Raw genomic sequence first — 26,051 nt, 5'->3', positions numbered from 1 at the left:
CCCCCTTTAAAGGTTGTGGCTTTTGCCCGCACGCCGAGCAGGCCGATTATTGTTGCCAGTTTATACAAGAACGGGGCGGGCACGAAACCCGCCCCGTCGAAACGAAACCGAAACGAAACGCCCCGCCGTAGTTTTGTGAGACATGACCCAAAAATCTACCGAGCAGTCGCTACTTTTTGAGCGCGGCCAGAGCGGGATCGACCGGCGCGGGGGCCTCCAGGTCGGAGACCTTCACAATACCGTTCTCATCGGAGAAGGCACGGTAAATGGTCCGAATCGCTAGGTCGAAGTCCTTCTCCTCGACACCGATAATGATGTTGATCTCGTCACAGCTCTGCGAAATCATACGCACGCTCACGCCGGCCTGGCCAAGCATGCCAAACAGGTGGCCCGAGATACCTGCGCGGCCGCGCAGGTTACGGCCGACGGTCGCGATGAGCGCCAGACCCTCGACAACCTCGATCTCGAGCGGCTCGACCTCCTGCTGAATGTCACCAACGAGCGAGTACAGCGAATCGTGCACGTCCTGCTCCTGCACCACGGCGCCAAAACGGTCGACACCGGTGGGCATGTGCTCGACGGAAACGTCATAGCGCTCGAACACCGAAAGCGCACGGCGCATAAAGCCAACGCGGGGCTTGGTGCGGTCGCGGGCAACGTTGATGGCGACAAAGCCGCGCTTGCCGGTCACGCCGGTAATGATGGGCTCCGCCTCGCCCTCATCAGCCGTCTCGCTAATGATGGTACCGGGGTCCTGCGGCGCATTGGTGTTCTTGATGACCAGCGGAATACCAGCCTCGCGCACGGGGAACACGGCCTCCTCGTGCAGGACGCTCGCACCCATGTACGAAAGCTCGCGCAGCTCCTCGTAGGTAACACGCGCAATGGGCTGAGCCTCGGGAACAATACGCGGATCGGCAGAATAGAAGCCCGAGACGTCGGTCCAGTTCTCGTACAGGTCGGCACCCAGGCACTTGGCCAGAGTCGAGCCGGAAATATCGCCGCCGCCACGGTCGAGCAGCTTGATCTGGCCCTCACGCGTCGCGCCGTAGAAACCGGGCATAACAAAGCCGCCCTGCTGACCGTACTCCTGCACCAGCTCGGAGGTGCGATTCATGCTGAGCGTACCGTCGTGATGGAACGCCACAACCGTCGCGGCGTCCAGGAACGGCAGGCCCAGGTACTCGGCCATCAGGCGAGCGGTGAAATACTCGCCGCGGCTCACGAGCTCCTCGGTAGAGTAGCCGCCCGAGCGGGCGCGCTCGGCAAAGGCCGCGAACTCCTCGCGGATGGGATAGGTGAGCTCCAGCTCGTCAGCGATATCAAAATAGCGCTGGCCAATGTCCTCGAGCAGTTCCTCGCACGACACGTGATACTTAACGTGCGCGTTAACCAGGTAGAGCAGGTCGGTCACCTTGGTGTCGCCCTTAAAGCGGCGGCCGCAGGCGGAAACCACCACAAAACGGCGGGCAGGGTCGGCGTCGACGATGGCCTTGATCTTCTTGAAGTGTTCAGCGTCGGCGACCGACGAGCCGCCAAACTTGGCAATCTTAATCATGGGCTTGAGGTTACCTTTCTAAAAAGCCTCTGCAAACCTATTTTGCGCGCTCTGATACCATGGTTTCACCGATTGGGACCAAGGCATCCGAGGAGCAGTGTTATATGGGAACTTATCATAGTACACGAGGACGCACTTTATCGTGCTCAAGTAAGGTGGCAATCCGTACCGGCATCGCTCCCGACGGGGGTTTGTTTGTCTCGGACGAGCTCGGCACCCAGCAGGTCGATATCAGCTCGCTTGCAGATAAATCGTACTTTGAAATCGCTCAAGATGTGTTGGGAATGTTACTGAATGATTACACGGCCGAAGAAATTTCGGCGTGTGTCGACGAAGCATACCGCGGCACGTTCGCGAGTGAAGAGGTTACGCCGCTCGTCAAACTCGACGCTGCGCCGGGCGCCGACGCCCCTCAGACCTATGTGATGGAGCTCTTTGGCGGCCCCACAAGCGCCTTCAAGGACGTCGCCCTGCAGATGCTCCCCCGTCTGATGGCCCGCACTTCCGCCAGGGACGGCGGCGCCGAGCGCATCATGATCGTCACCGCCACGTCGGGCGACACGGGCAAGGCCGCGCTCGCCGGTTTTGCCGACGCTCCGGGCACGGGCATCACCGTCTTTTATCCCGAGGGCAAGGTCAGCCGCGTCCAGAACCTGCAGATGTCCACGCAGGAGGGCGATAACGTCGCCGTCTGCGGCATCCGCGGCAACTTCGACGACGCCCAGAGTGCCGTCAAGCGCATCTTTGCCGATAAGGAGCTTGCCGAGCGCTTGGAGGCCGCCGGCACGGTGCTTTCGAGCGCCAACTCCATCAACGTCGGCCGCCTGGTACCGCAGGTCGTCTACTACTTTGCCGCCTATGCGCAGCTGCTGCGCGCCGGCGCCATCGAGGCCGGCGACGCCGTGGAGTTCTGCGTACCGACCGGCAACTTTGGCGATATCTTGGCCGGCTACTACGCCAAGCGCATGGGTCTGCCCGTCGCCAAGCTCGTCGTGGCGAGCGACAAGAACAACGTGCTTGCCGACTTCCTGACCACCGGCGTTTACGACCGTAACCGCCCGTTCTTCACGACCATCTCGCCGTCGATGGACATCCTTATTAGCTCCAACCTGGAGCGCATGCTGTACTTCCTGTCCAACGGCGACTGCGAGCTCGTTGCCGGCCTTATGGAGCAGCTGGCACAGACTGGTCGCTACGAGGTTCCCGCCGACCTGCTGGCAAAGATTCAGAGCGTCTTTGGCTGCGGTTGGGCCAGCGAGGACGAGGTCCGCACTGCCATCAAGAGCTGCTGGGATGCGAACGGCTACGTGATCGACCCGCACACCGCTTGCGGCTATCACGTCTTTGAAAAAGTCGCTCCCGCCGAGGGTGCCAAGGCCCGCGTGCTGCTTTCGACCGCAAGCCCCTACAAGTTCCCGCGCGCCTGCTGCGACGCCCTGGGCCTCGACGTTCCCGAGGATGATTTTGAGGCTATGCGTGTGCTCGAGCAGGCCACCAACACGGTCGCCCCGACCCAGCTCGCCGAACTCGAATCCAAGCCCGTCCGCTTCGAAGACGTCTGCGACGTCGATGAGATGGCAAGCTACGTCGAGTCCGCAGCAAAAAAGATGGCTACCAACTAAACCCCTTATTAAGCGCCGGCGAAAGCCGGCGCACCTTCTTTTTATTTAGCTTTCGGAATGATGACGAGCATGCGAGCGGGTCTGGCCGTTTAGTTCGTCGCGAGTTCCGCACGAGCCGGAAAGCACTTAATGTGCTTTCCGAGCGAGCCAGGACTGCCCGAGCAGCGAACTAAACGGCCAGACCCGCCCAGGAGGATCCACATGATCAAAATCACCGTCCCAGCAACCAGCGCCAACCTAGGCATCGGCTACGATACCCTCGGCATGGCCGTCAGCCTCTACTCGCACTTCACCTTCGAGCGCGCCGACAAGCTCACCATCACGGGCTGCCCCGAGGAGTTCCAAAACGAGAATAACCTGGTCTACGTGAGCTTTGTGGATGCACTGGCCGCATGGGGCGAGCCGGCCTTCCCCGTCGCCATCGACATTCAGACCGACGTGCCCGTCGCCCGCGGCCTGGGTTCCAGCTCAACCTGCGTCGTCGCTGGCATCATGGCGGCCGCCGCGCTGACGGGCCACACCGTCGACCGCGCCGAGCTCGTCCGCATTGCCACCGAGGTCGAAGGGCATCCCGATAACGTCGCCCCCGCTATCCTGGGCGGCGCCGTCTGCTCCTTTACGCCGACCGATTCGCTTCCCCAGTGCCTGCGCTACGAGGTAAGCGATCGCTTGCGTTTTATTACCGTGATTCCGCCCTACGAGGTACATACGAGCGAGGCGCGCAAGGTTGTGCCGCAGGAGATTCCACTCTCCACTGCCGTATGGCAAATGGGCCGCATCGCCGGCATGACGCGCGGCCTGGAAACCGGCGACCTGGACCTGATTGCCGCCGCTAATGACGACCGCATCCAGGAGCCCTATCGTCGCCGCCTCATCCCCGACTACAACGCCGTGCGCGATACCTGCCTTAACGGCGGCGCCAAGACCATCTGGATTAGTGGTTCGGGCTCGACCCTCATGGCCGTGACTGACGACACCATCGTGGCAAAGTTCCTGCAGGTCAAGCTGCGTGAGCAGTTCCCCAAGTGTGACACGCATATTCTGACGTGCGACACCGAGGGCGCTCAAATCGAGTACCTGTAGCGCCCTGCCTCATTGCTCTCACCGGTCCCCTTGGGGCTTCCCCTGAAAACGTCCTCGATCATGAATTGCCCCGTCGTGCGCTTCGCGCGACGGGGCAATTCGATCTGCGGATTGTTTTCAGGGGAAGCCCCAAGGGGACCTGCGCAGCCTCGACAGGATAATCGCATTCGCTGATTTAATCTTGTGCTCCAACGGAGCCACAGACGAGAGGCCTTCGCGCTGCGGAATAATTTTGAGGGGAACACCCCGACCATCCCTGCGTTTACCTTGCTGAGGATGTCTACAGGGACCCACGCTTTGAAGGGGCGCCGGGCAGATAGGGGCTTTTTAGGTTACATAATAAACTGTTTATCTATGCTACTATTTAACTAGGCATCGCAGTATGGAGGTGGTCAAAGTGTTACGCACACTCAAAGCTTCGTTTTTCCTCTCGATACTTTTGATATTACCGATATGTTTCTCGTTTAGCCCTTCGACTGCTTATGCTGCAGAAAGCGATGCTGTCGCAATTTCTGGCGCAACCCAAGATTTTGATTTAACGAAAGGTCCCGAGCAGTCTCATCAAATCAAGCTTAAGGATGGGACCGTTGCAGTAATAGGAATTAAAAAAACCAATGAACCCAGCCTGATATGGGACAGTTACTACAACAACGCATCTGGAACTTGGACTATCTATTACAACAGTCCTTTTATTTATCGCGAATTCAAGATCAAGATAGCGAACTCGCTCATTACCAGCGCTTGGGGACAAAACTATACGACTATCGGCTGTACGGTAACTAACGAGTCCTTTATATGGAACTCGAAACAGGCGACATATCGACTCAACTATGAATCGATGGGGATGACGTCCGGTATCGCCGTGTTGCAAGCGACCATGGAAGGCAGCACGCTCCACACCTATGCAAACTAGACTCACATCAATTGAGGAAGTTCAATGATCCCAATTCCTGCACGCTCAGACATTATGATCGCTCTCGTTTGGATTCTCGTCGGAGTGCTTATTTGGCGTATCTGCAAATGGGTTAAAAACAAGAAATAGTTGATAAAACGTATATGCCATTTATGCGATGCTTGGGGCCGTTAAATCGGCCCCTATTTCTATAGCTTTTCAAGCAGCAGTCACCCATTTGGAAGTCGCAATGCCATTCATACGATTTCGGCCCTTTAAGCCGCTATCTATTGGTAGGGACTCTTGCTGGTAAGGAGCGCTTACTAGATACAAACCTTGGCAATATATTGGTTTAGGCGGCGCTGGTTTCTTTGTATTCGAAGACTGGCTCTAGGAGATCTTCGATGTTGCAGTGGAGGGCTTTTGCTATGGCTCTTACGCTTGTTACCGAAGCTTCATTGATGTTTCTCTGGCGCTGCTCGTACATTTGGATTGAGCGGAGTGACACACCCGATTCGTATGCTAGATCTTGTTGGGTTTTCTTAAGCTTCTTTCTTGCTAACGCAAGTTTGGTTTGCCTGGACGCTTTTTTCGCCATATCGCAGACGAGGCGAGCCACGCGTTCCTCCGAGGCTTCGTGCCAGGGATAGTACAGACTGCGCAGTGCGTCAAACGGAACGACATGCAGCAGGTCTTCGAAAGACTCCCCTAAACGCCACTGCAGATATGCCAGTATCCAGCCTGTCCAATACTCTGGCGTCTTCTCAAAACGATAGGTGCGATCCGGTATAAACCCGCTCTGATAGCCGGACCTTTCAGCGATAAGCGCGAACAGCTCAACGCCCGATTTTCCCGATACGACCCATGCGTTGCCGCGTTCGAACTCGCGAGCTACGCCGCTCAGGCAAAAGAGTTCAGCAACTTCCGATCCTTCGGCTCCATAATCGTTAACGGCATAATCAAAGCAGTCGCCGAGGTTGTTCATTGCATCCTCGAGGTAATAGATGGGATATGTTCTACTCGGTCCACAATTCGTCAACTCTTGGATCATCTAAATCAACCCTCCCTGTCATTAAATCCCTAATGTAGACACCCTCAGAGTCGAATCCATTCACAGTATCCAGGTACTTGCGCCGCGCGTTCTGTTCTCGCTTAAAGCGCTTGGGATAATACTCAGATCCCAACGCCTGCCTCCATTCGCGGAATCTGATTACTGAAAACGCACGCTCACTCATAAGAGCGTATTGGATGCCCAAATCGCCCAAACGCATAATGAGTTGCAGTTGCCTGAGCGAGATCATGCCGTTAACGAACTGTCTTGCAAACGAAAAGTAAGAATCGTCGGCGCGATAACCTCGAATTACGTCATAGGGAGAAATATCAATTAGGCAGTTATCCAGCAGATAGCGAAGTCCTTCGCGCGCCAGCGGTGTCGAAACATTGAACTCCCTATTGTTAGCCAAAATCGCAAGCCAATTGAGAATTGAAAACTCCCCGGACTCCAAGTCCAAGACCGCAAGACCATCCATATCGAGCTCATATCGATTCGCGATACCATCGGACTCGGTCCGACATGCCCACTCCATTGCCATTTCCTCATGCGGCGTGCAATAAAACCCACACCCATAGTCATTGAATTGTCTGCATTTATCCAACGACGGATGCTCGACAACAACCTCCGACCCGTGCCAAAGCTCCATATCGACCTCCAAACAAAAATATCACCCCAGTGATAGTTTACCAATAACTATCACTGGGGTGATATAGGTGGGAGCTTTTGAAGGGTTGCGGCCCGATTAGAGGCAAGCCTCGGCGATGCGCTTTTTGAGTTCGTCGATGCCGGTACCGGTTTGGGAGCTTGTGATGATTACGTTTTCGGCCGGGACGTTGAGCTGCTTTTTGATGGCTGCTGCCTGGCGGGCCTGCTGGGTGCGGCTGAGCTTGTCGGCCTTGGTGAGGCAGACGATAAAGTTGAACTCGTTGCCCTGCAGGTAGTCGATCATGTCATGGTCGAGCTTACTCGGGTCGTGACGAATATCCACCAGCGACACAACCAGGTTAAAGCTGCGCTCCGAGTCGAAGAAGTCACCGATAAGTTCTGCCCAGCGGTCACGCTCGGCCTTGGAACGACGGGCGAAACCATAACCCGGCAGGTCGACGAAGTGCACGTCGTCAGCCTCAAAGAAGTTGATGTTGCTCGTCTTGCCCGGTGTGCTCGAAACCTTGACGAGGTTTTTGCGGCCAAAAAGCTTGTTCATGATCGACGACTTGCCCACGTTGGAGCGGCCGACGAAGCTCACCTCGGGGCAAGTGGACTCGGGAATCTGCGAAACCTTGCCATAGCTGGCAACGAACTTGGCAAGCTGGTAGTTAATGGAATCGGCCATGGACACTCCTTGGTCGTAGGTTCTTACAAAAAAAGCGCGCTAATAGATAGCAGCGATACGGCGAACGATATCGAGCGTAATGCCACTCGCGGTGCGGGCATACTCGAACAGGTCGAACTCGCGGTCGCAAATCGCATCGTACGCCTCGTCACAATTATCGCTGATAGCGCGCAGCACCAGGCAATCGACACCATTTTTGGTTGCGACGTGGGCAATTGCCGCGCCCTCCATGCCGACACAATCGGCATGCGTCGCCTCGATAGCGTCGTTGCGCATGGCGGCGCCCGTCACAAAACGGTTGCCCGTGGCAATCGTGCCGACCAGGAACTGCTTTGCGCCCTCGTTCGAGACGGCTGCATTTGTCGAAGCGTTGACAAAGCCACGCTCAGAAAGCACATCGGCGGCAATATCCACCAGCGCAGGCGTCGAGCCAAACTCCTCGAGCCCCGGTGCAGACTCGGCGATAAGCGCGGTATCGGTATCCAGATAGCGCAGGCGTTTGCCGATGACCACGTCGTCGATATGGAGCTTGGGGTTCAAACCGCCCGCGATACCCGAAAACACAACTGCCTGCGGAGCATACTTGCTAATGAGGTGCTGTGTTGCGGCAGCGGCATTCACCGTGCCCATGCCCGCCGTTGTGGCGACAAGCGTCAGGCCGTCGAACTCACCGCTCACAACGGTCAAGCCTGCCTCCTGTGCCTCGCAAACGTCGCTCAGCTCTTCCTTAATCTGCATGATCTCTTTTTCGAGTGCACCGATAATCGCGATGGTAGCCATGCCATTCCCCAAACCTATACGAAATTCTCAACCACGGTATGGTACCAGCATTTTGTTTGACCTCGTCAAACGAACACGCTAGGCCAGCGCTGCTCGCGTATCAAACAGAGCCTTTGCAATCGCAGCCGTAACCTCGCTCGAGCGGTCGCCCCACGGCATCGATGTCATGATGCTCGTGACATAGGTACGGCCATCGATGTCGATAAGGCCCGCATCGCATGTCGAATAGCAACCATCCTCGCTAATCCAGCCTGCCTTGTTGCGCACCAAGGCTTGGTCGTCCGCAATGCCATCACGGATAAATGAGCGCGATGTTGATGACAGCAGTTCAGATAACCACTGGGAGGCCTCACTGCCACAGCTCAAATACTCGCACATCTCGCGCCACAACTTGGCCGAGGTGCGCGGGCAATAAGTGGGAAAATCACTCATCGGATCGAGTGCGGTATCGTAATCGATGCCAAGACCGACAATCCAATCCTCGTAACCGACACGGTCAAACGCCGCGCGTAACGCAATAAACGAATCGTTGTCCGAATTAACGACCGAGGCCTCGATGAGTTCGCGAACCGTCAGCCAGCCCATACTGTAGCCGCCATAGGTGCCCAGAGTATCATCGAGCGATACTTGCCCTGTCTCGACCAGGGATTCACAGACGTAGAGCACATAGAGCGCCTTATAACTACTCGCACCGTAAACCTCGACATCGGCGTTATACGTCACGCCCTTGCCGCTCGACAAATCGTAAAACACCACGCCCACATCGCCCAATTCCCGGGCCTGATCAAGGGCATCTTGGAGTGCGGCGAGGCTCTCATCCTCCAGGGCGGGGATCTGGTCATCAACCAATGAGAAGGTCTGCACGGTATCGCCTGAGGGAATATCGTTAAAGTCCGCCTTCGAAAGCCTCGTCTTAAGGCTCGCTGTCGACAGGGTTTGACTTGCGGTGGCTTTAGATTCAGAGACCTTTTTGTTTTGCGTCTGTACCGTTGACGCATCTGAGTGTGCCATTCGCTCCGACGCGTAGGTTTTGGCGGTAATTCCGAGGATAATAACCGCCAACGTTAGCATCCCAACGGCGGCAATCTTCGTCACGCGGATGCGAACGTCAGCGAGGCCACGCGAAGGCGTGCCCTTCGTCTCATATCTGCTGCCATGCTGCGGCACATACTCGTCCCGCGATGCGTTGCTTCGCACGTGGTCTCCTGACTGCTACCGTTTATATACGAGCAGCATAATACCGAGCAGGCATTTCTTTCCAAAGATATTCAGCGGCGTTTAAGGTGTCTTTAAAGAAACCACAAGCGTATTTATCCAAATGGCACGATTCTGTTGCGCATCTCCGCCCAAAACGCAGTTGCGGTGGAATAGTTCCTGTTTGGGCAGCATAAGCCGAAAAACAAGAACTATTCCACCGCAATTTGACGGGGCTCTTTGGCAATCAACTTGGTGCCCAGGGGCACTCATTTAAGTCTGTCCCCAATGAGTGCCCTTGGGGAGCAGAATGGCTCGCTAGCCGATAGCGTTTTTGAGTTCCGCGCGGCGCTTTTTCATGCCCGTCATGACGGCGTTGCGCAGCTCGGGCATGCGCGTGGTATCCATCTGTGGAACGCCCTCGAGCTTATAGGGAATGCCCAATTGCTCGTACTTGACGACACCCATCGTGTGATACGGCAACATCTCCAGGCCGACCACGTTGTGCCACGGGGCGATTAGACGACCGAGCGCCTCGCACTCCTCCACCGTATCGGTGATACCCGGCACCACCACATGGCGAATAACAACCTTAATCTTGCGACGCGCGAGCTCATCACCAAACGCCAGGATGCGTGCGGGATCGCAACCGGTCAGCTTTTTATGCTCGACGGGATCGGCGTGTTTAATGTCGAGCAGCACCATATCGGTCTCGTTGAGTACGGCATCGAACTTCTCGGGATGCGCGGGATCGAACGCATAGCCGCAGCTATCCAAGCAGGTATGCACGCGACCATCGGGGTTATTGTGCATGGCGCGGAACAGGTCGGCTAAAAACGCGGGCTGCAGGAGCGGCTCGCCGCCGGACACCGTAATACCGCCGCTGCGGTAAAACTCATGGTTGCTCTGGAACTCGTCCATCAGGTGCTCGACGGTCACCATGGTGCCGCCGTTAACCGACCAGGTGTCGGGGTTGTGGCAATACGCACAGCGCATGGGGCAGCCCTGAACAAACACCACAAAGCGGATGCCGGGTCCATCGACCGTTCCCATCGTCTCAATCGAATGCACGCGGCCCAGGGCAAACGCGGAGTCCTCAGGACGAGCGTCCACACCCTCGAGCGTCATCTCAGCCATTCCCGCTACCTTGCCTCTCATTGGTTTTAGCTACATAAATGCCAGAGTCATTCTAGCCTATATGCTTGATGGCGAAACGGTTTAGCGGTCAATTGGATTGTCCTATTTGGCCCCATGCAAAAGCGACGGGAAGGTTGTCGCAACCCGCCCGCCGTCAAGGCAATAGAAATCGATAGACGCCAGGCTTTACGCCTTGAGCGTGAGCACCGCGCCGAAGGCGGTCGGGCCGCAATGGCTCGAGATGACGCCGCCAACCTGAGTCCAGGTAATATCCTTAAAGCCCAGGTCATGCGCATAGACCTCCATGTCGTCGCGCAGCTCCTGGGAAAGGCCCACCGAATACGCCAGGCCAATGTGCGAGTAGTCAATCTCGCCCTTCGCAACCATGTGGTCAATAAAGGCGCGGGCGCACTTGAGCATAGAGCCGCGGAACTTCTTGGTCGCCACGAACTTGCCGCCCGTCACCTCAATGCAGGGCTTAATCTTGAGCAGGTGGGCGCCAAGGAATGCCACATTGGACAGACGACCGCCTGCCTTAAGGAAGGCTAGGTCGGTAGGAACAAAGCCCAGCAGCACACGGTCCATGACGGAATTCGTAAAAGCAAAGATCTCGTCAACGGTGGCATCGGGGTGAGCCTCGATGTATTTGGCGGTCTCGACGGCAACGAGCGACTGGCCCACCGAGACAAAACGCGTATCCATGGAGAATACGTAGTCGCGGCCCTTAGCCGCAATCTTGGAGGACTGATGTGAGCAGGTCGTGGCCTCGGAATACGCGAGATGCAGAATAGTCGCGTCGGGCTGCTCGGCATGGATACGGTCATACACGTGAGCAAAATCCGCAGGCGCGCAGCCACTCGTCTTAGGCATAACACCGAGCTCGTTGCAGCGCGAGTAAATCTCGAGCGGATCGATCGAGCCGTCCTCGACGGTCTCGTCGCCAACTGTGACGTGCATGGGCACGCGCACGATACCGTAGCGTTCGCAGAGCTCCGGCGTCACATCCGAACCAGACTCAACCACGATTACGTACTTGCCCATTATCATCACGACCCATCTCAACATTGGCTTTTCAACACATGGCACGCGCCGCCGCACTGTTGCACAACAGCGTCCAAGCGCCAAAGAGACGCCGCCCCTTGCACACAACAAAGGACAGCGTCTCCCTGGAAAACTCCGTGCTTGGCTGAGATTTTACACGGTTTATAAATGAGTGTTACTTATCCCGCAAACGGTAGCTATACGCGATAAACGGTAGTTCGCTGCGGCAACTGCAACACATTCCGCCCAGCAAGTCCAATCGTGCCCCATGCACGGTTAATGCACGAGGCGGTAGAAATTCATCGATGCCGCGCCCTCGGCGTGCAGCTCCATCGCCGGAACCGCCGGCGAATAGGTACGGCTCGTAAGTGCCGCCTCGCCGCCATTTGCAAAAATCTCGACCATCGTAGTGTCCGAAAGCACGCGCAGGTCGCGAAGCTCGCTGAGCTCGATCGACCTCTGGTCGCGCCCATAGCCTTCGTCACCCATGTCGAGGGTAAGCATCCCGTCTGCATAGCACACAAAGACACCCTTGCGGATTTCGAGCTCGACCATCTTGGCGCCCTCACAGGAAACCACAAGATCAAACAGGCGGCCCGGCTCCTCAACGGTTTCACCGCCTGTCGCGCGAACGCAGTCGCCGCGCATCCTCTCAATCTCGTGCGCCGGTTGCTGGCAGAGCTTGCCATCGCGCATGCTCAGCTCTCGCGGCACCGTCAACGCGCACTGCCACCCGCGCGCCACCGTCGGGTTTTCTGCCGTCGCATCGGGGCAACCCGACCATCCGATCATCAAACGCCGGCCTGCAGTATCCTCAAAGGACTGCGGAGCATAGAAATCAAAACCGGCATCGACCATCGGGGGCATGCCCTGCCCGACGATTTTAAAGCTCGGCGCCTCCCAATCGGCCTCGATGGGGAACCACACGCACTGATGCGGATTGCGGTAACGCCAACCATCGGCAGGCACACCCTGCGGACAGCAAACGAGAATAAGCTCGCCATCGAGCTCAAACAGATCGGGGCACTCCCACATAAAGCCAAACTTCTCGCCCAACTCAATGCGCGTCGCATAGCTCCAGTCCTCAAGATTGCGCGAGGTATAGACAAGCACGCAGCCACGGTCGTCTTTCGTACGAGCACCCAGAACCATGTAGTAGATACCGTCGTGCTCAAGGATCTTGGGGTCGCGCACGTGCGTACCGATATCGTCGGGGTAATCGACCGGTCCAACAGCTATGCACTTCTCGCCCAATTCGTCGGGATTCTCGGCAACCATATGAATCTGGTTTTGCTCACGGCCCGTCAACACGTAGTCGTAATCATCGCGGTCAAAATGCTTGACGTTGCCGGTATAGAAATAGTGAATCTTGCCATCGCGTACAAAGGCAGAACCAGAATACGCTCCGTTCGAATCCAAATCGGAATCGGGGAACAGCGCGGGGCCATGATTCTCGTACGTCACAAAATCCTTTGTCGTCAGATGGTTCCAAAGCACTGGACCGCCATGCGCAGCATCGAACGGATCGTATTGATGATAGATGTGATACGTATCACCAATCTGAACCAAACCGTTGGGGTCGTTGAGCCAGCCAAGCTCAGGCTCCACATGGAACAGGAGCCTATCGGGGTCGGACGCGATGCGACCCGCCGTCTCATCCTGTCCGGCACGCCACTGCTCATAGTCCGCGCGTGTCACCTTATTTTTTTGATTAAACATCGCCGTTGACTTTCTCGTCTATGGGGAAGGACGCTCGACTCACACGAGTCGAACGCCCTTCCTCAAATGGACTTATCCTCAGATTACACTGAACGGCTCAACTAGAAGCTGACGTCGAAGCCAGCGCCAGCGCCCTCTTCATCGGTGGTCGGCACGCCCTTTGCCTTGTTGTAGGCAAAGATCAAGACGATCGGCACGATAAAGGCGATGAGATTGCCAGCCACATACCACACGAGGGTCTCGGGCGTAACGATGAGCAGGCCAAGCACGCCGGTCAGACCCTGACCGATAGCGCGCACCTCAAAGAGCTTGACGAAGGCACCGCCACAGCCTGCACCGATGCATGCGCAGATGAACGGGATGATCGAGTAGCGCATGTTTGCAGCGAAGATAGCGGGCTCGGAGATTCCGACCAGCGTCGGGATAAAGGACGACATGCAGATGTTGCGCTCTTTGGAGTGCTTCTTGTGAATGAGGTACATACCGATGGCGCCGCCGCCCTGGGCGATGATGGAAACCGACCAGATGGCCTGGATGTAGTTGAAGCCGGTCGTGGCAACGAGGTTGGCCTCGATACCCTGGATGAACTGATGCGTACCGGTAACGACGAGCGGCTGCAGGAACGCGGCAAAGACAAAGGCACCAAAGACGCCCATCCTGTTGTACAGGATATCGATTACGCCGGCGAGGACGTCACCGATCAGGTTGCCGAGCGGGCCGAACACGGTGAACAGGGCGACGTTAGCAAGAATCAGGGTAACGGTCGGGACAAAGACGAACGAAACGACCTCGGGGATGTACTTCTGGGCAATCTTTTCGACCTTGGCCATAAACCAGGCAGTCAGGATTGCGGGGAACACACCGCCCTGGAAAGCAACCATGGGAATGGATAGCGGACCGAAGTTCCAGTACTCAGCACCCGTCGGGTCCATAACGAACGTGTTACGGTTCATAAGACTCGGGTGAACCATGACGATACCGACGAGGATGCCCAGGATCGGGTTACCGCCAAAACGCTTGACCGCGCTGTACATAACCAGGACAGGCAGGTAGTCGAACGTGGTGGCGATAATGGCAAAGAAGCTTGCGAGGTTCTTGAGGAACTCGCTGTGATCGGCGAGACTGCCCTCCATGCCAAAGAGGCCGTTGGCAACGATCAACGACTTAAGGCCGATGATGATAGCGGCACCGACGAAGGCAGGAATGATGGGGATAAAGATGTCCGAGAACACCTTGAGGACCGAGAAGAACTTGCCTTTCTTGTCCGCCTCGGCACCCTTGACCTCGGAAGCGCTAATCTCCTTGACGCCCGTCAGAGCCATAAACTCATCGTAAACCTTGTTGACGGTACCGGTACCAAAGATGATCATGAGCTGGCCGCTGTTGTACAGCACGCCCTTGACGCCATCGATGTTCTCGAGCTCGGCCTTGTTGTATTTGCTCGTATCCTTGAGCACCAGACGCAGACGGGTCACGCAATGCGTGGCGCCCTCGATGTTCTCCAGTCCGCCGACGTTGTCGACGACTTGCTGGGACACTGCCTTGTAGTCCATGTTCCTCTCCATTCCTTTTCTAAATCATAAAACGGTTCGTTGCCGCTACAGAGACGCGATCGTTGCGTTTGCGCACTTGAGCGCACCGTCGGTGACGGTAAGCGCCACACCCTGGCCCTGCTTGTTGCAGAAGCGAGCGTTGAGCGCAACATCATCGACAAAGATGGTCGCGATGTCGTCGTCGACGACCAGACGCACATGGTGAGTGCCCTCGCCCTTAAAGAACAACGGACGCTCGAGGCCCATGTTGTTGACCTGGAACCACGGGTACTGGGGAGCCGGCGTGAACTCGAGCTTGCCCTCGCGCAGGTTGGCGCGGAACTCATAGGCAAGACCGGTCTCGGCGTCCTCGGCGAACTTGACCGAGAAGCCGGCAGCGTTACCGCCGAGCTCAATGTCGGCATCGAGCAAGTAGGTGGAGCCGGCATCCGCGGCGAGCACCTGCTCGACCTTGCCCGACTCGCAGGAAAGCTCAAAGGTCTCGACTGCCTTAGCCTCGCCAAAGGCGCCAAGCATGCTGTCGGGGAGCTTGGTGCCGAGCGTTCCGTCGGCACGTTGAACGATCTCGAGGGGCATAAAGGTGCCACCCCATAGGTAAGAGCTGGGGTCGCCGCCCTCGTCACGCGTAGGAACCCAACCAAAGAGAACGCGACGCTCGCCATCGAATGCGGTGCGAGCGGCGTAGTACGCGCGGCCGTCGAAGGAGTCGTCAGCGGGGGTAATCCAAGGACCGTTGATGGACTTGGACATGCGGTAACGGGTCTTGTTGCCGTCGCTGTACTCGGAAAAGACGAGGTACCACCAGTCGCCCATCTTAAAGAGATCAGGCATCTCAAACATGGTGTACAGGCCCGGGTTCCACCAGTCGCCCTGGAACTCCCAGTTGGTCAGATCCTTGGAGGTGAACTTGACCAGGCGGCCGGTCATCAGACGCTTGTCCTCGCCCACACGCGTGCCAAGGATGAGCATGTACTCTTCGTTCTCCTCATCCCAAAGCACAAAGGGATCGCGCCAGTTGCGGTCATCGTAACCCTCCTGGGGCGGAAGCAGCGTCTCGGCGATGTTCTTCTCCCACTTGACGGCGTCGTCGCTCGTTGCGTGAAGAAGAACCTGCTTCATCAAACGTGCGCGGACCTTATCGCGATTGCAACCAGTGTAGAGCGCATGGTACTTGTCGCCCACCTTAAACACCGTGCCGGCATAAATGTACTGGTCGACTTCCTCGTCGCCGCCACGCTCAAGGCTCTCGCCAAAGTCCTTGTAGTTGACGAAATCCTTGGTCGTAGCGAGTGCCCAGCCAAACGGCTCTCCGAAAGGTTCGGGGTTACGCGTGTCACGCTGATGATAGAGATAGAACGTGCCGTCCTCGCCGTACGGCATGATGTCGCCTACCCAAATTCCCTCAGGCTGGTAATACACCTTGTGCATCCGAGACTTCCTTTCCACGACATACTAACTCGGTACAATGGCAAGATATGTCAATCGTTTTCATATGTCAAACGTTTTCACACCAATACGTCTTTTCGCAGTTCCAGTCGTCGGCAAACGGTTGACATATGCCGGTGAACGGTCATCAGAGGCGTTTGAGGAATTCTTTTGGCACGGGATGAACTACGCGGTTTTGCCCTCAATGAGTTCAACGGGGAGCTTGATATTCGATTCGGGATTATCGCCGTTAATAAGAGCGATGATGGATTGCGCCGCGAGCTCTCCGATGCGATCGATATCTTGACGTACGGTTGTTAAGTCAGGCATAAACGTCATAGTTCGGCGGGCACCATCCGCGCCCACGACCTTAATATCGTCTGGAGCGCTCAAGCCGCGCTGCTTCATCACGTTGAGACAGATGGCCGCCATCGTATCGTCTCCCGCAAAGATGCCGTCAATATCGGGGTTCTCATCGAGGATCTTCGCAACGACCGCGCCCTTTTCGTCGTCGGGCTTAACGAACTCAATCTCACGGACAAGCGCGGACAAACCGGCCTGCTCAACAACATCGAGGTAGGCATCGGTACGCTTATTGGCAGGCATGCGCATGCGGCTATTGCTGCGCAGGCACAGGATACGCCTGCAGCCGTCATCAATCAGACGGCGCGTGGCGAGCTCGCCGATGCCATAGCTGTCACTTGCAATCTGGACAGAGCCCTCGCCAAGATCGCAGTCGATGCCAACCAGGCTCAAGCCCATCTCGGCATATGCCTCGGCACCGATATTGAGGGAGTTGACGATGACGCCGTCGACCATATTGCGGCGGAGCATGTCGATATAGGAACGCTCAAGATCGGGTCGATTGGCGCTGTTGCACAGCAACATCTTAAAGCCATTTTCCGCCAACGTGCGCTCGACCGCCTGCACAACCTGAGCATGGAACGGGCTGCTCACAAAGGGAACGATCATACCGATAAGATTAAGGCGACCGTTGAGCATGGCACGGGCGATATCGTTGGGCGTATAGTTGATGCGCTCCATCGCGGCATGGACCTTATCGCGGGTCTCTTGGCTAATATAGCCGCGATTATTCAGCACGCGAGATACCGTAGTAGGCGAAACCCCCGCCACCGCTGCAACTTCCTTGATGCCAGGCTTAGCAGAATCCTTAGAACGAGCGCCCTCGCGAGCCATAGCACCCTCCCCCATCAACATGTCATACGTTTACATACGAACAAAGCATACCCCAACAACAGCGGGAAGACGGTAACAGCACAAGTAAGTAAACGACTCATCCAAATAATTAGGAGAGTTCCGCCTAAAGGGTGACTACACAGGACCCCCGCCGGGCCGCTTTGGGTTACTTTCCAAAACATTTCCGCAGGACGCAAAGGGCTCCGCCGCGCGAAGCGCGCAGCGGAGCCCTTTGCATGTCCGAGGACGTTTTGGAAAGTAACCCAAAGCGGCCCGGCGATCCTGCGGGAGTTAAACCCCTTTAGAACTTGTCGTGGAAGGTACGCGCAATGACCTCGTCCTGCTGCTCCTTGGTGAGCGTGTGGAAGTTCACGGCATAGCCGGAAACGCGGATGGTCAGCTGCGGATACTTCTCGGGGTGAGCCTGAGCGTCGAGCAGCGTCTCACGGTTGAAGACGTTGATGTTCAGGTGGTGGCCACCCTTCTCGGCGTAAGCGTCGAGCATGTGGACCAGGTTATCGGCCTGGGTCTCGGAAACTTCAGAAACCTTCATAATGTGTCTCCTTCGATTAATAGGCGCCGGCCGAAACCGGCGCGCTAATCAGTAATCGTTATTGTTAGTATAGCACTAACAATAGTTACTCGCCCAGCTGATCAAGGTCGATATCGCCAAAGAACACCTGGTCCTCCTTGCCGAGCGCACTCGGGATGATGGAGAAGGTGTTGGAGATGCCGTCCTGAGCATCGCGGAACGGGAGCTTGGAAACCGAAGACAGCGAAGCGATGGCGCCGTGGCTATCGCGCTTGTGCATGGGGTTAGCACCCGGGGCGAACGGCTGGCCAGCCTTGCGGCCGTCGGGCGTGGAGCCGGTCTTCTTACCGTACACGACGTTGGAGGTAATGGTCAGAACCGAGGTCGTGGGCACGGAGTTGCGGTAGGTGTCGTTCATGCGGATGTACTCCATGAACTGGTGCACAACGTCGTGAGCGATCTGGTCGACGCGGTCGTCGTCGTTACCGTACTTGGGGAACTCGCCCTCGGTCTCGAAGTCGACGATGATGCCGTTCTCGTCACGGACGGGGTGGACCTTGGCGTACTTGATGGCGGACAGGGAGTCAGCCACGACGGAAAGGCCAGCGATGCCCGTAGCGAACCAGCGGTGCACGTGCTTGTCGTGCAGAGCCATCTGAATGCGCTCGTAGCAGTACTTATCGTGCATGTAGTGGATGATGTTCAGCGAGTTGACGTACACGCCAGCGAGCCACTTCATCATGTCGTTGTACTTGGCCACAACGTCGTCGTAATCGAGCGTATCGCCCTCGACGGCGCGATACTTGGGGCCGACCTGCTTCTTGGAGACCTCGTCAACACCGCCGTTGAGTGCGTACAGCAGGCACTTGGCCAGGTTGGCGCGGGCGCCGAAGAACTGCATCTCCTTGCCGATGCGCATGGAGGACACGCAGCAGGCGATGCCGTAGTCGTCGCCGTGATAGACGCGCATGAGGTCGTCGTTCTCGTACTGGATCGAGGAGCTGGCGACGGAAGTCTTGGCGCAGAACTTCTTGAAGTTCTCGGGCAGACGGGTCGACCACAGAACGGTCATGTTGGGCTCGGGGCTGGTACCCATGTTCTCGAGCGTGTGCAGATAGCGGTAGCTCATCTTGGTAACGAGCGTACGGCCGTCAACACCCATGCCGCCGATGGACTCGGTGACCCACTGCGGGTCGCCGGTGAACAGGGCCTGGTACTCGGGGGTACGGGCAAACTTGACCATGCGGAGCTTCATGATGAAGTGATCCACGAACTCCTGGATCTGCTCCTCGGTGAAGGTACCGTTGGCAAGGTCGCGCTCAGCATAGATGTCGATGAACGTAGAGGTACGGCCGATGGACATAGCGGCGCCGTTCTGCTCCTTGACGGCAGCAAGGTAGGCGAAGTACATCCACTGGATGGCCTCCTGCGTGTTGGTAGCAGGGTTGGAAATATCGAAACCATAGGTCTCGGCCATCATCTTGAGCTCGCCGAGGGCGCGGATCTGCTCCTGCAGCTCCTCGCGATCGCGGATGTTGTCGGCGGTCATGACCGTCGGGGTGGAAGCCTTCTGGGCCTCCTTGTCCTTAATCAGGTAGTCGACACCGTACAGGGCGACACGACGGTAGTCGCCGATGATGCGGCCGCGGCCATAGCCATCGGGCAGACCGGTGATGATGTGAGCCGAGCGGCAAGCACGCATCTCGGGGGTGTAAACATCGAAGACGCCGGCGTTGTGGGTCTTGCGCTCGAAGGTGTAGCGCTCGACAACGTTCTCGTCGACCTTGTAGCCGTGCTGGCTGGCGGCCTGGCAAGCGATGCGGATACCGCCGTTGACGTGCAGAGCGCGCTTGAGCGGCTTGTCGGTCTGGAGGCCGACGATGGTCTCCTTCTCGCGGTGGGCGTTATCGATGTAGCCAGCGGGGTGGCTCACGATACCCGTGACGGTCTTGGTGTCCATATCGAGGACACCACCCTGCTCGCGCTCCTTAAGCAGCAGGTCGAGAACCTCGCCCCACAGCTCCTTGGTACGCTCGGTCGGACCTACGAGGAACGACTCGTCGCCCTCGTAAGGGGTGTAGTTCTTCTGGATGAAGTCTCGGACGTCAACCTCTCCCGTCCAAATGCCTTCCTTGAAGCCTTCCCATGCCTCCTGCATTGTGTAACCACGCTCCTAGTTACGTGTAATGCGGCGCTCTCTCACACCGCTGCTTATTGAATTCTTGAATTTTCGGCTTGCACTACCGGCTTCTTCCGTTCTTCACCACATGTTGGTGCAGGGAAAAACGTTTGTCCACCTTGGAACTGCAACCCAAAACCCAAGATTTCACCCGTTTGAGAAGGATAACATAGCGACCCTCTCCATCTGGGCTGTTATATGTTTCTTTTTTTATATCATAAGGGCGTTTTTTACAAACCCGCAGGAAATGCGAGCGTGAACAACTACCGTTCACCGATTTGTTTAGTTTTTTCTTTGCCTTTGTACGACGTTCACTCTAGCTGTTATGCCAGCTTTAGCAGGGTAAAGTGCCTCTGAGTGGGCTTTAGGACGTGCTCAGAGATCTACCCCTAACTTTGCTGATACCGACGGTGTACGGAGGTCGCCTAAAGGTTGTTTTCTAGGCATGTCCCAAAATCTACCGTATAGGGTGCGCGTGCGGGGGTATCATCTTTCACCGAAAATAGTTTCTAGTGTTAGGGGTTTTCGGTGGAAGATACCGATTTCCGTGAACTTGGGCGTCAGCTCCTTACCGAGTTCGGCAGCATGCATCAGCGCATTTCGCGCTTTGCGGACAAAGCCCTCGGCGGCGAGATGGCCGTCATGCGCGCCCTCATGCGCGCCGGCGGCTCGCTCACGCCGAGCGAACTCGCCGATCGTGCCTGGGTCTCGAGCGCCCGTATCGCCAATATCCTGCGCGCCCTCGAGGCCAAGGGCTGGGTCGAGCGCGAGCACTCAAAGACCGACCGTCGTCGCGTACACGTCACAGTGACCGACAAGGGATTCCAGGTCATCGAAATCAAACGTCGGGAATTCGAGGACCGCACCGCAGCCTTCCTCGAGCAGCTCGGCGAAACAGATACCCAAGAGATGGTGCGCCTCCTAAGGCGTGCCAACGAAATTATCGACCGCAATCAAGAAAGGAGAGATGCCGAGTGAGGATTCTCAAGCTCTTTAAAAAACATATCCTGGCACTGTTCGCAGCTATCGTACTTATCGTAATCAGCTGCAACGCCGATCTGGCGCTGCCTACCTATATGAGCGACATCGTCGACGTGGGTGTGCAGCAAGGCGGCATCGCCTCGCCCGTACCCGACACCATTCGCGCCGAATCGCTCGACGACCTTGAGCTCTTTATGAGCGATAAGGACGCCAAGGCTGTGGAGGCCGTGTTTAGCAAGGCGGACAATAACGGCATTCGAACGTACAAGGGCACCGAGGAGGAGCGCGCCGACGGCGGCAAGATTGCCGACATCATGAGCCTGCCCGAGACTGTCGTCCTTTCGTTCAACCAGGGCATCGATGCCAACTCCATGGGCGACATGACCGGCGCATCTACCGAGGCAAGCGATGACGGCGCCGCTCAGGCCATGCCCACCCCCGAGCAGATGGCGGCGATGACGCCCGAGCAGCTCGCCGAGATGCAGCAGAAGGCCGCAGCGGCGCAGAACATGCAAAAGCAGATTGATGCCGACGGCGGTAAGGTCACCATGAAGAGTCTGCGTCTAGGCGTTGAAGGCGGCCTAATCGACCAGGGCAAGCTCGTCGAGGGCGCCAACGATATGGCAGACAAAATGGGCTCCATGTCGGGCTCCATCGTGACCCAGCGCGCCGTGACCTACGTACAAGAAGAGTACAAAGCGCAGGGCATCGACCCCGCCGACGTGCAGAACGCTTACCTGAGCCGCATGGCGACCACGATGTTTGGGCTGTGCCTGGTGTCGCTCGTCGCCACCATCCTGACCGGTGCCGTGGCGTCGCGCACCGCCTGCTCCATCGCCCGCGATCTGCGCCGCGAGACCTTCAACAAGGTTATGCACTTCTCGCCGGCCGAGGTGGGCAAGTTTAGCCAGGCCTCGCTCATCACCCGCTGCACCAACGACATTCAGCAGATCCAGATGGCCGCAACCCTGTTTATCCGCATGTGCCTGATGGCCCCCGTCATGGGCATCGTCGCCGTCATGCGCGTCCTGGCCAACCACACCGGCCTGGAGTGGACCATCGCCGTGGCCATCATCGCGGTCTCGGCCGTTGTCGGCGTGCTCATGGGCCTCACCATGCCCAAGTTCAAAAAGATGCAGAGCTTTGTGGACCGCGTGAACCTTACCGCCCGCGAGCTGCTCGACGGCCTTATGCCCATCCGCTCGTTCAACCGCGAGGAACATGAGCTCGAGCGTTTTGACAAGGCTTCGCTCGACCTAATGACCACGCAGCTCTACACCAACCGCGCCATGAGCTTTATGATGCCGCTCATGATGCTCGTCATGAACTGCATCACCGTGCTTATCGTCTGGTTTGGCGCCCAGGGCGTGTCCGACGGCGTGATGCAGGTCGGCAACATGATGGCGTTTATCTCCTACACCATGCAGATCGTCATGGCGTTTATGATCCTCACCATGGTTTCGGTTATCCTGCCCCGTGCCGAGGTCGCAGCCGAGCGCGTGGAAGAGGTCATCACTTGCCCCACCAGCATCAACGACCCCGTCTCGCCCAAACTGCCCGCGGCCAGCGCGCCGCGCGGCGAGCTCACCTTCCGCGACGTGAGCTTCCAGTATCCCGATGCCCGCGCCGACGTCATCAGCGGCGTGAACTTCACCACGCATGCCGGTCAGATGCTCGGCATTATTGGCTCCACGGGCTCGGGCAAGTCCACGCTCGTGCAGCTGATTCCGCGCCTGTACGACGTCACGGGCGGCAGCATTTCGCTCGACGGCATCGATGTGCGCGACATGACACTTTCCGAGCTGCGCCGCCGCATCGGTTATATTCCGCAGCAGGGTCGTCTATTCTCGGGTACCGTCGAGAGCAACCTCAAGTTTGCCGGCGACATGGTGAGTGACGAGGATATGCGCCAGGCAGCACGCGTCGCCCAGGCGGAGGACTTTATCGCCGAGCGCGAGGACGGGTACGACTCCCCTATCAGCCAGGGCGGCTCCAATGTTTCGGGTGGTCAGCGCCAGCGTCTGGCCATCGCCCGCGCGTTGGCCAAAAAGCCCGAGGTCGTGGTGTTCGATGACTCGTTTAGTGCCCTCGACTACAAGACCGACGCGCGCCTACGCGAGGAGCTGGCCAAAAACGTTACCGACGCCGCGCTCGTGGTCGTGGCCCAGCGCATCGCGACCATCATGCACGCCGACCAGATCATCGTGCTCGACGACGGCCACGTAGTGGGCACCGGCACGCACGAGGAGCTGCTGCGCAGCTGCCCGGCGTACCTGGAGATCGCACAGTCGCAGCTTTCCGCCGAGGAGCTGGGGCTTACCCAAGAAGAGATTGAAGCCGTTATGGAAGGAGGCGAGCGCTAATGGCAGACGAAACCAAGACTCAGATTCCCAAGCCCACCCGCCAGCGTGGACCCATGGGCCGCATGGGCGGCATGCGTCGCGGCGAAAAGGCCAAGGACTTTAAGGGCACCATGAGGCAGCTGCTCGGCTATATCGGCCAGCACAAGATTGCCGTGTTTGCCGCCGTCGCCTTTGCCGTGTGCTCGGTCGTCTTTAATATCGTGGGACCCAAGGTACTCGGCCAGGTCACCACCAAGCTATTCGAGGGTCTGGTTGCCAAGGTCAACGGCACCGGCGACGTTGACTTTGACTGGATCGCCAAGACGCTCGGCTTTTTGCTCTGCCTGTATCTGGCGAGCTCTGTTTGCAGCCTGATCCAAGGCTGGCTCATGACCGGCGTCACGCAAAAGATCTGCTATCGCATGCGCAAGGAGATCGCCGCCAAGATCGCCGTCGTTCCGATGAGCTACTTTAACGGACACAGCAAGGGCGACGTGCTCAGCCGCATCACTAACGACGTCGATACGCTGGGCCAGTCGCTCAACCAGAGCGTGACGCAGCTCATCACGTCGGTGACGCAGATTATCGGCGTCCTCGTCATGATGCTGTCGATCAGCCTGCCGCTCACCGGCGTCACCGTGCTCACGCTGCCGGCCGCCGCGATAATCCTGGTCGTGATGATTCACTTCTCGCAGCCGTACTTCCGCGAGCAACAGCAGGTTCTGGGCGCCGTCAACGGCATTATCGAGGAGGACTTTGCCGGCCAGAACGTCATTCAGGTGTTCGACCGCGCCGAGGCCTCGATCGAGGAGTTCGACCGTCAAAACGACCGACTCTTTATTAGCGGCTGGCGTTCGCAGTTCCTGTCGGGCCTGATGATGCCGCTTATGAGCCTGGTGGGCAACATGGGCTATGTGGGCGTCGTCGTGGTGGGCGCACAGCTCGCGTTGACCGGCAATGCCACGCCCGGCGACATCCAGAGCTTTATCCAGTACGTTCGCAACTTTACGCAACCCGTACAGCAACTGGGCAACGTGAGCAATACGATGCAGTCGATGGCCGCTGCCACCGAGCGCGTCTTTGAGTTCCTGGCCGCGCCCGAGGAGGAGCAAAAGGCCGACGCGCAGATTCCCGAAAAGCGCCCCGGCCACGTGGAGTTCGACCATGTCAAGTTTGGCTACACGCCCGACAAGACCATCATCCACGACTTTAGCTGCGAGGCGCAGCCCGGCCAAACCATTGCCATCGTCGGCCCCACCGGCGCCGGCAAGACCACGCTCATTAAGCTGCTGCAGCGCTTTTACGACGTGGACGGCGGTTCGCTGCGCGTCGAAGGCGTCGACGTGCGCGACTGGGACCGCGCGGCGCTGCGCGGCGAGTTTGCCATGGTGCTGCAGGACACCTGGCTGTTTAACGGCACCATCCGCGAGAACATCCGCTACGGACGCCCCGATGCGACCGACGCCGAGGTCGAGGCCGCCGCACGCGCCGCACGCTGCGACCACTTTATCCATACGCTCGCCGGTGGCTACGACTTTATGATCAACGAGGAGGGCACTAACCTGTCGCAGGGTCAGCGCCAGCTCGTGACCATCGCCCGTGCCATTTTGGCCGACCGCCCGGCGCTGATTCTAGACGAGGCGACTTCCAACGTGGACACCCGCACCGAGGAGCTCATTCAGCGCGCCATGGATGCGCTGATGCAAGGCCGTACAAGCTTTGTCATCGCGCACCGCCTGTCCACGATCCGTAACGCCGACGTGATCTTGGTGATCCGCGACGGCGACATCGTCGAGAAGGGCACACACGACGAACTGCTCGCCCAGGGCGGCTTCTACGCCGACCTGTACAACTCGCAGTTCGACGAAGCGGCGTAAATTCTGCCGCAGGGAACGAATAACGCCCTAGAACGGGGACGCAGGACAATCTGCGTCCCCGTTTTTGTTTTGCAGCCCTCGAACCGCCTCCCCTGGGACCTGATTGACGCCCTCCCTCAAGGCCCCGTGGACAAAAAATGGCAAATATGAGTACTGTTACTTTTTTAGTAACATCCAAAACGACCCAAAACACCGCTCTTGTAGCTTGTATGCACCTCCACATTGCTCAATCAGCTCTGTATCAGGCTTATATGTACTAGCGTTAATGAACATATTTACTTTATGTCCATTATTTTGTGGGAGCAATATGGCACTACAGCAGCAACAGTACTCATATTTGGCATTTTTTGCCCACAGGGCTTGGAGAACGCCCAACAATCTGGCAATACCAGCAAGCAAACCGCGTCCGCTGGCGCAAGGAGTTTCCCCAAGTGCCAGCACATAAGGAACGTCCCCAACTGCCAGGTTTGAAAGGTAGTCATTGGGTGTTCCTATAGTTTTGTCAACCTTCGACGCTACTCCCGGTAGGGCACCCGGTCGCGCATCACGGCG

Annotated in this window: 21 protein-coding genes; 6 read left to right on the top strand and 15 right to left on the bottom strand. The window is 57.5% G+C overall.

The annotated features are described in order from the left end of the window. Positions 1 to 169: 169 nt before the first annotated feature. Positions 170 to 1,558: an aspartate kinase gene (locus ACRX4W_RS08485; RefSeq protein ID WP_432300047.1), complete on the bottom strand. Its 1,389-nt coding sequence runs from the start codon at positions 1,556 to 1,558 to the stop codon at positions 170 to 172. 104 nt (positions 1,559 to 1,662) lie between these two features. Here ACRX4W_RS08485 and thrC point away from each other — a divergent pair, with 104 nt between their 5' ends. The 3 genes from thrC to ACRX4W_RS08470 all read left to right on the top strand — a co-directional run bounded on the left by thrC (position 1,663) and on the right by ACRX4W_RS08470 (position 5,176). Then, the gene (gene thrC, locus ACRX4W_RS08480) at positions 1,663 to 3,180 is read left to right on the top strand and encodes a threonine synthase (RefSeq protein WP_432300046.1); all 1,518 of its coding nucleotides are present in this window, start codon (positions 1,663 to 1,665) and stop codon (positions 3,178 to 3,180) included. A gap of 201 nt (positions 3,181 to 3,381) precedes the next feature. Beyond that, a complete protein-coding gene (gene thrB / locus ACRX4W_RS08475) occupies positions 3,382 to 4,263 on the top strand; it encodes a homoserine kinase (protein WP_006234874.1) in 882 nt (293 codons plus the stop codon). A gap of 382 nt (positions 4,264 to 4,645) precedes the next feature. After that, positions 4,646 to 5,176, top strand: coding sequence for a DUF5626 family protein (locus ACRX4W_RS08470; protein WP_195233986.1), 531 nt, complete (start codon positions 4,646 to 4,648; stop codon positions 5,174 to 5,176). A 331-nt stretch (positions 5,177 to 5,507) separates the two neighbouring features. Here the strand turns inward: ACRX4W_RS08470 and ACRX4W_RS08465 are convergent, their stop codons facing one another. The 13 genes from ACRX4W_RS08465 to pflB form a co-directional block, all read right to left on the bottom strand. After that, on the bottom strand, positions 5,508 to 6,140 hold the full coding sequence (locus ACRX4W_RS08465) for a helix-turn-helix transcriptional regulator (RefSeq protein WP_409064626.1): 633 nt from the start codon (positions 6,138 to 6,140) through the stop codon (positions 5,508 to 5,510). A gap of 31 nt (positions 6,141 to 6,171) precedes the next feature. Continuing rightward, the gene (locus tag ACRX4W_RS08460) at positions 6,172 to 6,855 is read right to left on the bottom strand and encodes a DUF3990 domain-containing protein (RefSeq protein ID WP_250787811.1); all 684 of its coding nucleotides are present in this window, start codon (positions 6,853 to 6,855) and stop codon (positions 6,172 to 6,174) included. A gap of 96 nt (positions 6,856 to 6,951) precedes the next feature. After that, the gene (gene yihA, locus ACRX4W_RS08455; RefSeq protein WP_006234871.1) at positions 6,952 to 7,542 is read right to left on the bottom strand and encodes a ribosome biogenesis GTP-binding protein YihA/YsxC; all 591 of its coding nucleotides are present in this window, start codon (positions 7,540 to 7,542) and stop codon (positions 6,952 to 6,954) included. 39 nt (positions 7,543 to 7,581) lie between these two features. Further along, positions 7,582 to 8,322: a 5'-methylthioadenosine/S-adenosylhomocysteine nucleosidase gene (gene mtnN, locus ACRX4W_RS08450; protein WP_432300044.1), complete on the bottom strand. Its 741-nt coding sequence runs from the start codon at positions 8,320 to 8,322 to the stop codon at positions 7,582 to 7,584. Positions 8,323 to 8,400: 78 nt separating this feature from the next. Further along, complete coding sequence (locus tag ACRX4W_RS08445) at positions 8,401 to 9,519, bottom strand: serine hydrolase (RefSeq protein ID WP_432300042.1); 1,119 nt, start codon at positions 9,517 to 9,519, stop codon at positions 8,401 to 8,403. Between the two features lie 315 nt (positions 9,520 to 9,834). Next, the gene (pflA, locus tag ACRX4W_RS08440) at positions 9,835 to 10,653 is read right to left on the bottom strand and encodes a pyruvate formate-lyase-activating protein (protein ID WP_432300040.1); all 819 of its coding nucleotides are present in this window, start codon (positions 10,651 to 10,653) and stop codon (positions 9,835 to 9,837) included. Between the two features lie 186 nt (positions 10,654 to 10,839). Then, positions 10,840 to 11,694 (bottom strand): DegV family protein, encoded by an 855-nt coding sequence (locus ACRX4W_RS08435; protein WP_432300038.1) that lies wholly within the window; start codon positions 11,692 to 11,694, stop codon positions 10,840 to 10,842. 276 nt (positions 11,695 to 11,970) lie between these two features. After that, positions 11,971 to 13,413 (bottom strand): glycoside hydrolase family 32 protein, encoded by a 1,443-nt coding sequence (locus tag ACRX4W_RS08430; RefSeq protein ID WP_432300036.1) that lies wholly within the window; start codon positions 13,411 to 13,413, stop codon positions 11,971 to 11,973. Between the two features lie 101 nt (positions 13,414 to 13,514). After that, positions 13,515 to 14,966 (bottom strand): PTS transporter subunit EIIC, encoded by a 1,452-nt coding sequence (locus ACRX4W_RS08425; protein ID WP_052044095.1) that lies wholly within the window; start codon positions 14,964 to 14,966, stop codon positions 13,515 to 13,517. A 45-nt stretch (positions 14,967 to 15,011) separates the two neighbouring features. After that, positions 15,012 to 16,394, bottom strand: a complete 1,383-nt coding sequence (locus ACRX4W_RS08420; RefSeq protein ID WP_035137642.1) for a family 43 glycosylhydrolase — start codon at positions 16,392 to 16,394, stop codon at positions 15,012 to 15,014. Between the two features lie 183 nt (positions 16,395 to 16,577). Beyond that, positions 16,578 to 17,588 carry a LacI family DNA-binding transcriptional regulator gene (locus ACRX4W_RS08415; RefSeq protein WP_432300034.1) on the bottom strand — a complete coding sequence of 337 codons (1,011 nt, stop codon included), beginning with the start codon at positions 17,586 to 17,588 and terminating at the stop codon, positions 16,578 to 16,580. 301 nt (positions 17,589 to 17,889) lie between these two features. Continuing rightward, positions 17,890 to 18,141, bottom strand: a complete 252-nt coding sequence (gene grcA3 / locus ACRX4W_RS08410; protein WP_006234861.1) for an autonomous glycyl radical cofactor GrcA3 — start codon at positions 18,139 to 18,141, stop codon at positions 17,890 to 17,892. Positions 18,142 to 18,226: 85 nt separating this feature from the next. Further along, positions 18,227 to 20,278 (bottom strand): formate C-acetyltransferase, encoded by a 2,052-nt coding sequence (gene pflB, locus ACRX4W_RS08405; RefSeq protein WP_035137643.1) that lies wholly within the window; start codon positions 20,276 to 20,278, stop codon positions 18,227 to 18,229. Between the two features lie 549 nt (positions 20,279 to 20,827). Here pflB and ACRX4W_RS08400 point away from each other — a divergent pair. The 3 genes from ACRX4W_RS08400 to ACRX4W_RS08390 are packed head-to-tail and all read left to right on the top strand — an operon-like array spanning position 20,828 to position 25,499. Then, the gene (locus tag ACRX4W_RS08400) at positions 20,828 to 21,277 is read left to right on the top strand and encodes a MarR family winged helix-turn-helix transcriptional regulator (RefSeq protein ID WP_432300032.1); all 450 of its coding nucleotides are present in this window, start codon (positions 20,828 to 20,830) and stop codon (positions 21,275 to 21,277) included. Then, positions 21,274 to 23,643, top strand: coding sequence for an ABC transporter ATP-binding protein (locus tag ACRX4W_RS08395; RefSeq protein ID WP_432300030.1), 2,370 nt, complete (start codon positions 21,274 to 21,276; stop codon positions 23,641 to 23,643). The genes ACRX4W_RS08400 and ACRX4W_RS08395 overlap by 4 nt, the downstream gene beginning before the upstream one ends. After that, positions 23,643 to 25,499 (top strand): ABC transporter ATP-binding protein, encoded by a 1,857-nt coding sequence (locus tag ACRX4W_RS08390; RefSeq protein WP_117564714.1) that lies wholly within the window; start codon positions 23,643 to 23,645, stop codon positions 25,497 to 25,499. Before ACRX4W_RS08395 ends, ACRX4W_RS08390 begins: the two co-directional genes overlap by 1 nt. Before the next feature lie 156 nt (positions 25,500 to 25,655). Here the strand turns inward: ACRX4W_RS08390 and ACRX4W_RS08385 are convergent. After that, the coding region (locus ACRX4W_RS08385; protein WP_432300028.1) for a hypothetical protein at positions 25,656 to 26,051 on the bottom strand (396 nt) is incomplete at its 5' end.

This window comes from Collinsella aerofaciens (assembly GCF_964283865.1).
Classification (GTDB): Bacteria; Actinomycetota; Coriobacteriia; order Coriobacteriales; family Coriobacteriaceae; genus Collinsella.
This window is presented reverse-complemented; position numbering and strand designations above follow the sequence as displayed.

What these genes read in the sequence shown, in the direction of transcription:
- ACRX4W_RS08485 (WP_432300047.1), bottom strand. Translation starts at nt 1,558, where the DNA reads ATGATTAAGATTGCCAAGTTTGGCGGCTCGTCGGTCGCCGACGCTGAA.
- thrC (WP_432300046.1), top strand. Translation starts at nt 1,663, where the DNA reads ATGGGAACTTATCATAGTACACGAGGACGCACTTTATCGTGCTCAAGT.
- thrB (WP_006234874.1), top strand. Translation starts at nt 3,382, where the DNA reads ATGATCAAAATCACCGTCCCAGCAACCAGCGCCAACCTAGGCATCGGC.
- ACRX4W_RS08470 (WP_195233986.1), top strand. Translation starts at nt 4,646, where the DNA reads ATGGAGGTGGTCAAAGTGTTACGCACACTCAAAGCTTCGTTTTTCCTC.
- ACRX4W_RS08465 (WP_409064626.1), bottom strand. Translation starts at nt 6,140, where the DNA reads ATGAACAACCTCGGCGACTGCTTTGATTATGCCGTTAACGATTATGGA.
- ACRX4W_RS08460 (WP_250787811.1), bottom strand. Translation starts at nt 6,855, where the DNA reads ATGGAGCTTTGGCACGGGTCGGAGGTTGTTGTCGAGCATCCGTCGTTG.
- yihA (WP_006234871.1), bottom strand. Translation starts at nt 7,542, where the DNA reads ATGGCCGATTCCATTAACTACCAGCTTGCCAAGTTCGTTGCCAGCTAT.
- mtnN (WP_432300044.1), bottom strand. Translation starts at nt 8,322, where the DNA reads ATGGCTACCATCGCGATTATCGGTGCACTCGAAAAAGAGATCATGCAG.
- pflA (WP_432300040.1), bottom strand. Translation starts at nt 10,653, where the DNA reads ATGGCTGAGATGACGCTCGAGGGTGTGGACGCTCGTCCTGAGGACTCC.
- ACRX4W_RS08435 (WP_432300038.1), bottom strand. Translation starts at nt 11,694, where the DNA reads ATGGGCAAGTACGTAATCGTGGTTGAGTCTGGTTCGGATGTGACGCCG.
- ACRX4W_RS08430 (WP_432300036.1), bottom strand. Translation starts at nt 13,413, where the DNA reads ATGTTTAATCAAAAAAATAAGGTGACACGCGCGGACTATGAGCAGTGG.
- ACRX4W_RS08425 (WP_052044095.1), bottom strand. Translation starts at nt 14,966, where the DNA reads ATGGACTACAAGGCAGTGTCCCAGCAAGTCGTCGACAACGTCGGCGGA.
- ACRX4W_RS08420 (WP_035137642.1), bottom strand. Translation starts at nt 16,394, where the DNA reads ATGCACAAGGTGTATTACCAGCCTGAGGGAATTTGGGTAGGCGACATC.
- ACRX4W_RS08415 (WP_432300034.1), bottom strand. Translation starts at nt 17,588, where the DNA reads ATGGCTCGCGAGGGCGCTCGTTCTAAGGATTCTGCTAAGCCTGGCATC.
- grcA3 (WP_006234861.1), bottom strand. Translation starts at nt 18,141, where the DNA reads ATGAAGGTTTCTGAAGTTTCCGAGACCCAGGCCGATAACCTGGTCCAC.
- pflB (WP_035137643.1), bottom strand. Translation starts at nt 20,278, where the DNA reads ATGCAGGAGGCATGGGAAGGCTTCAAGGAAGGCATTTGGACGGGAGAG.
- ACRX4W_RS08390 (WP_117564714.1), top strand. Translation starts at nt 23,643, where the DNA reads ATGGCAGACGAAACCAAGACTCAGATTCCCAAGCCCACCCGCCAGCGT.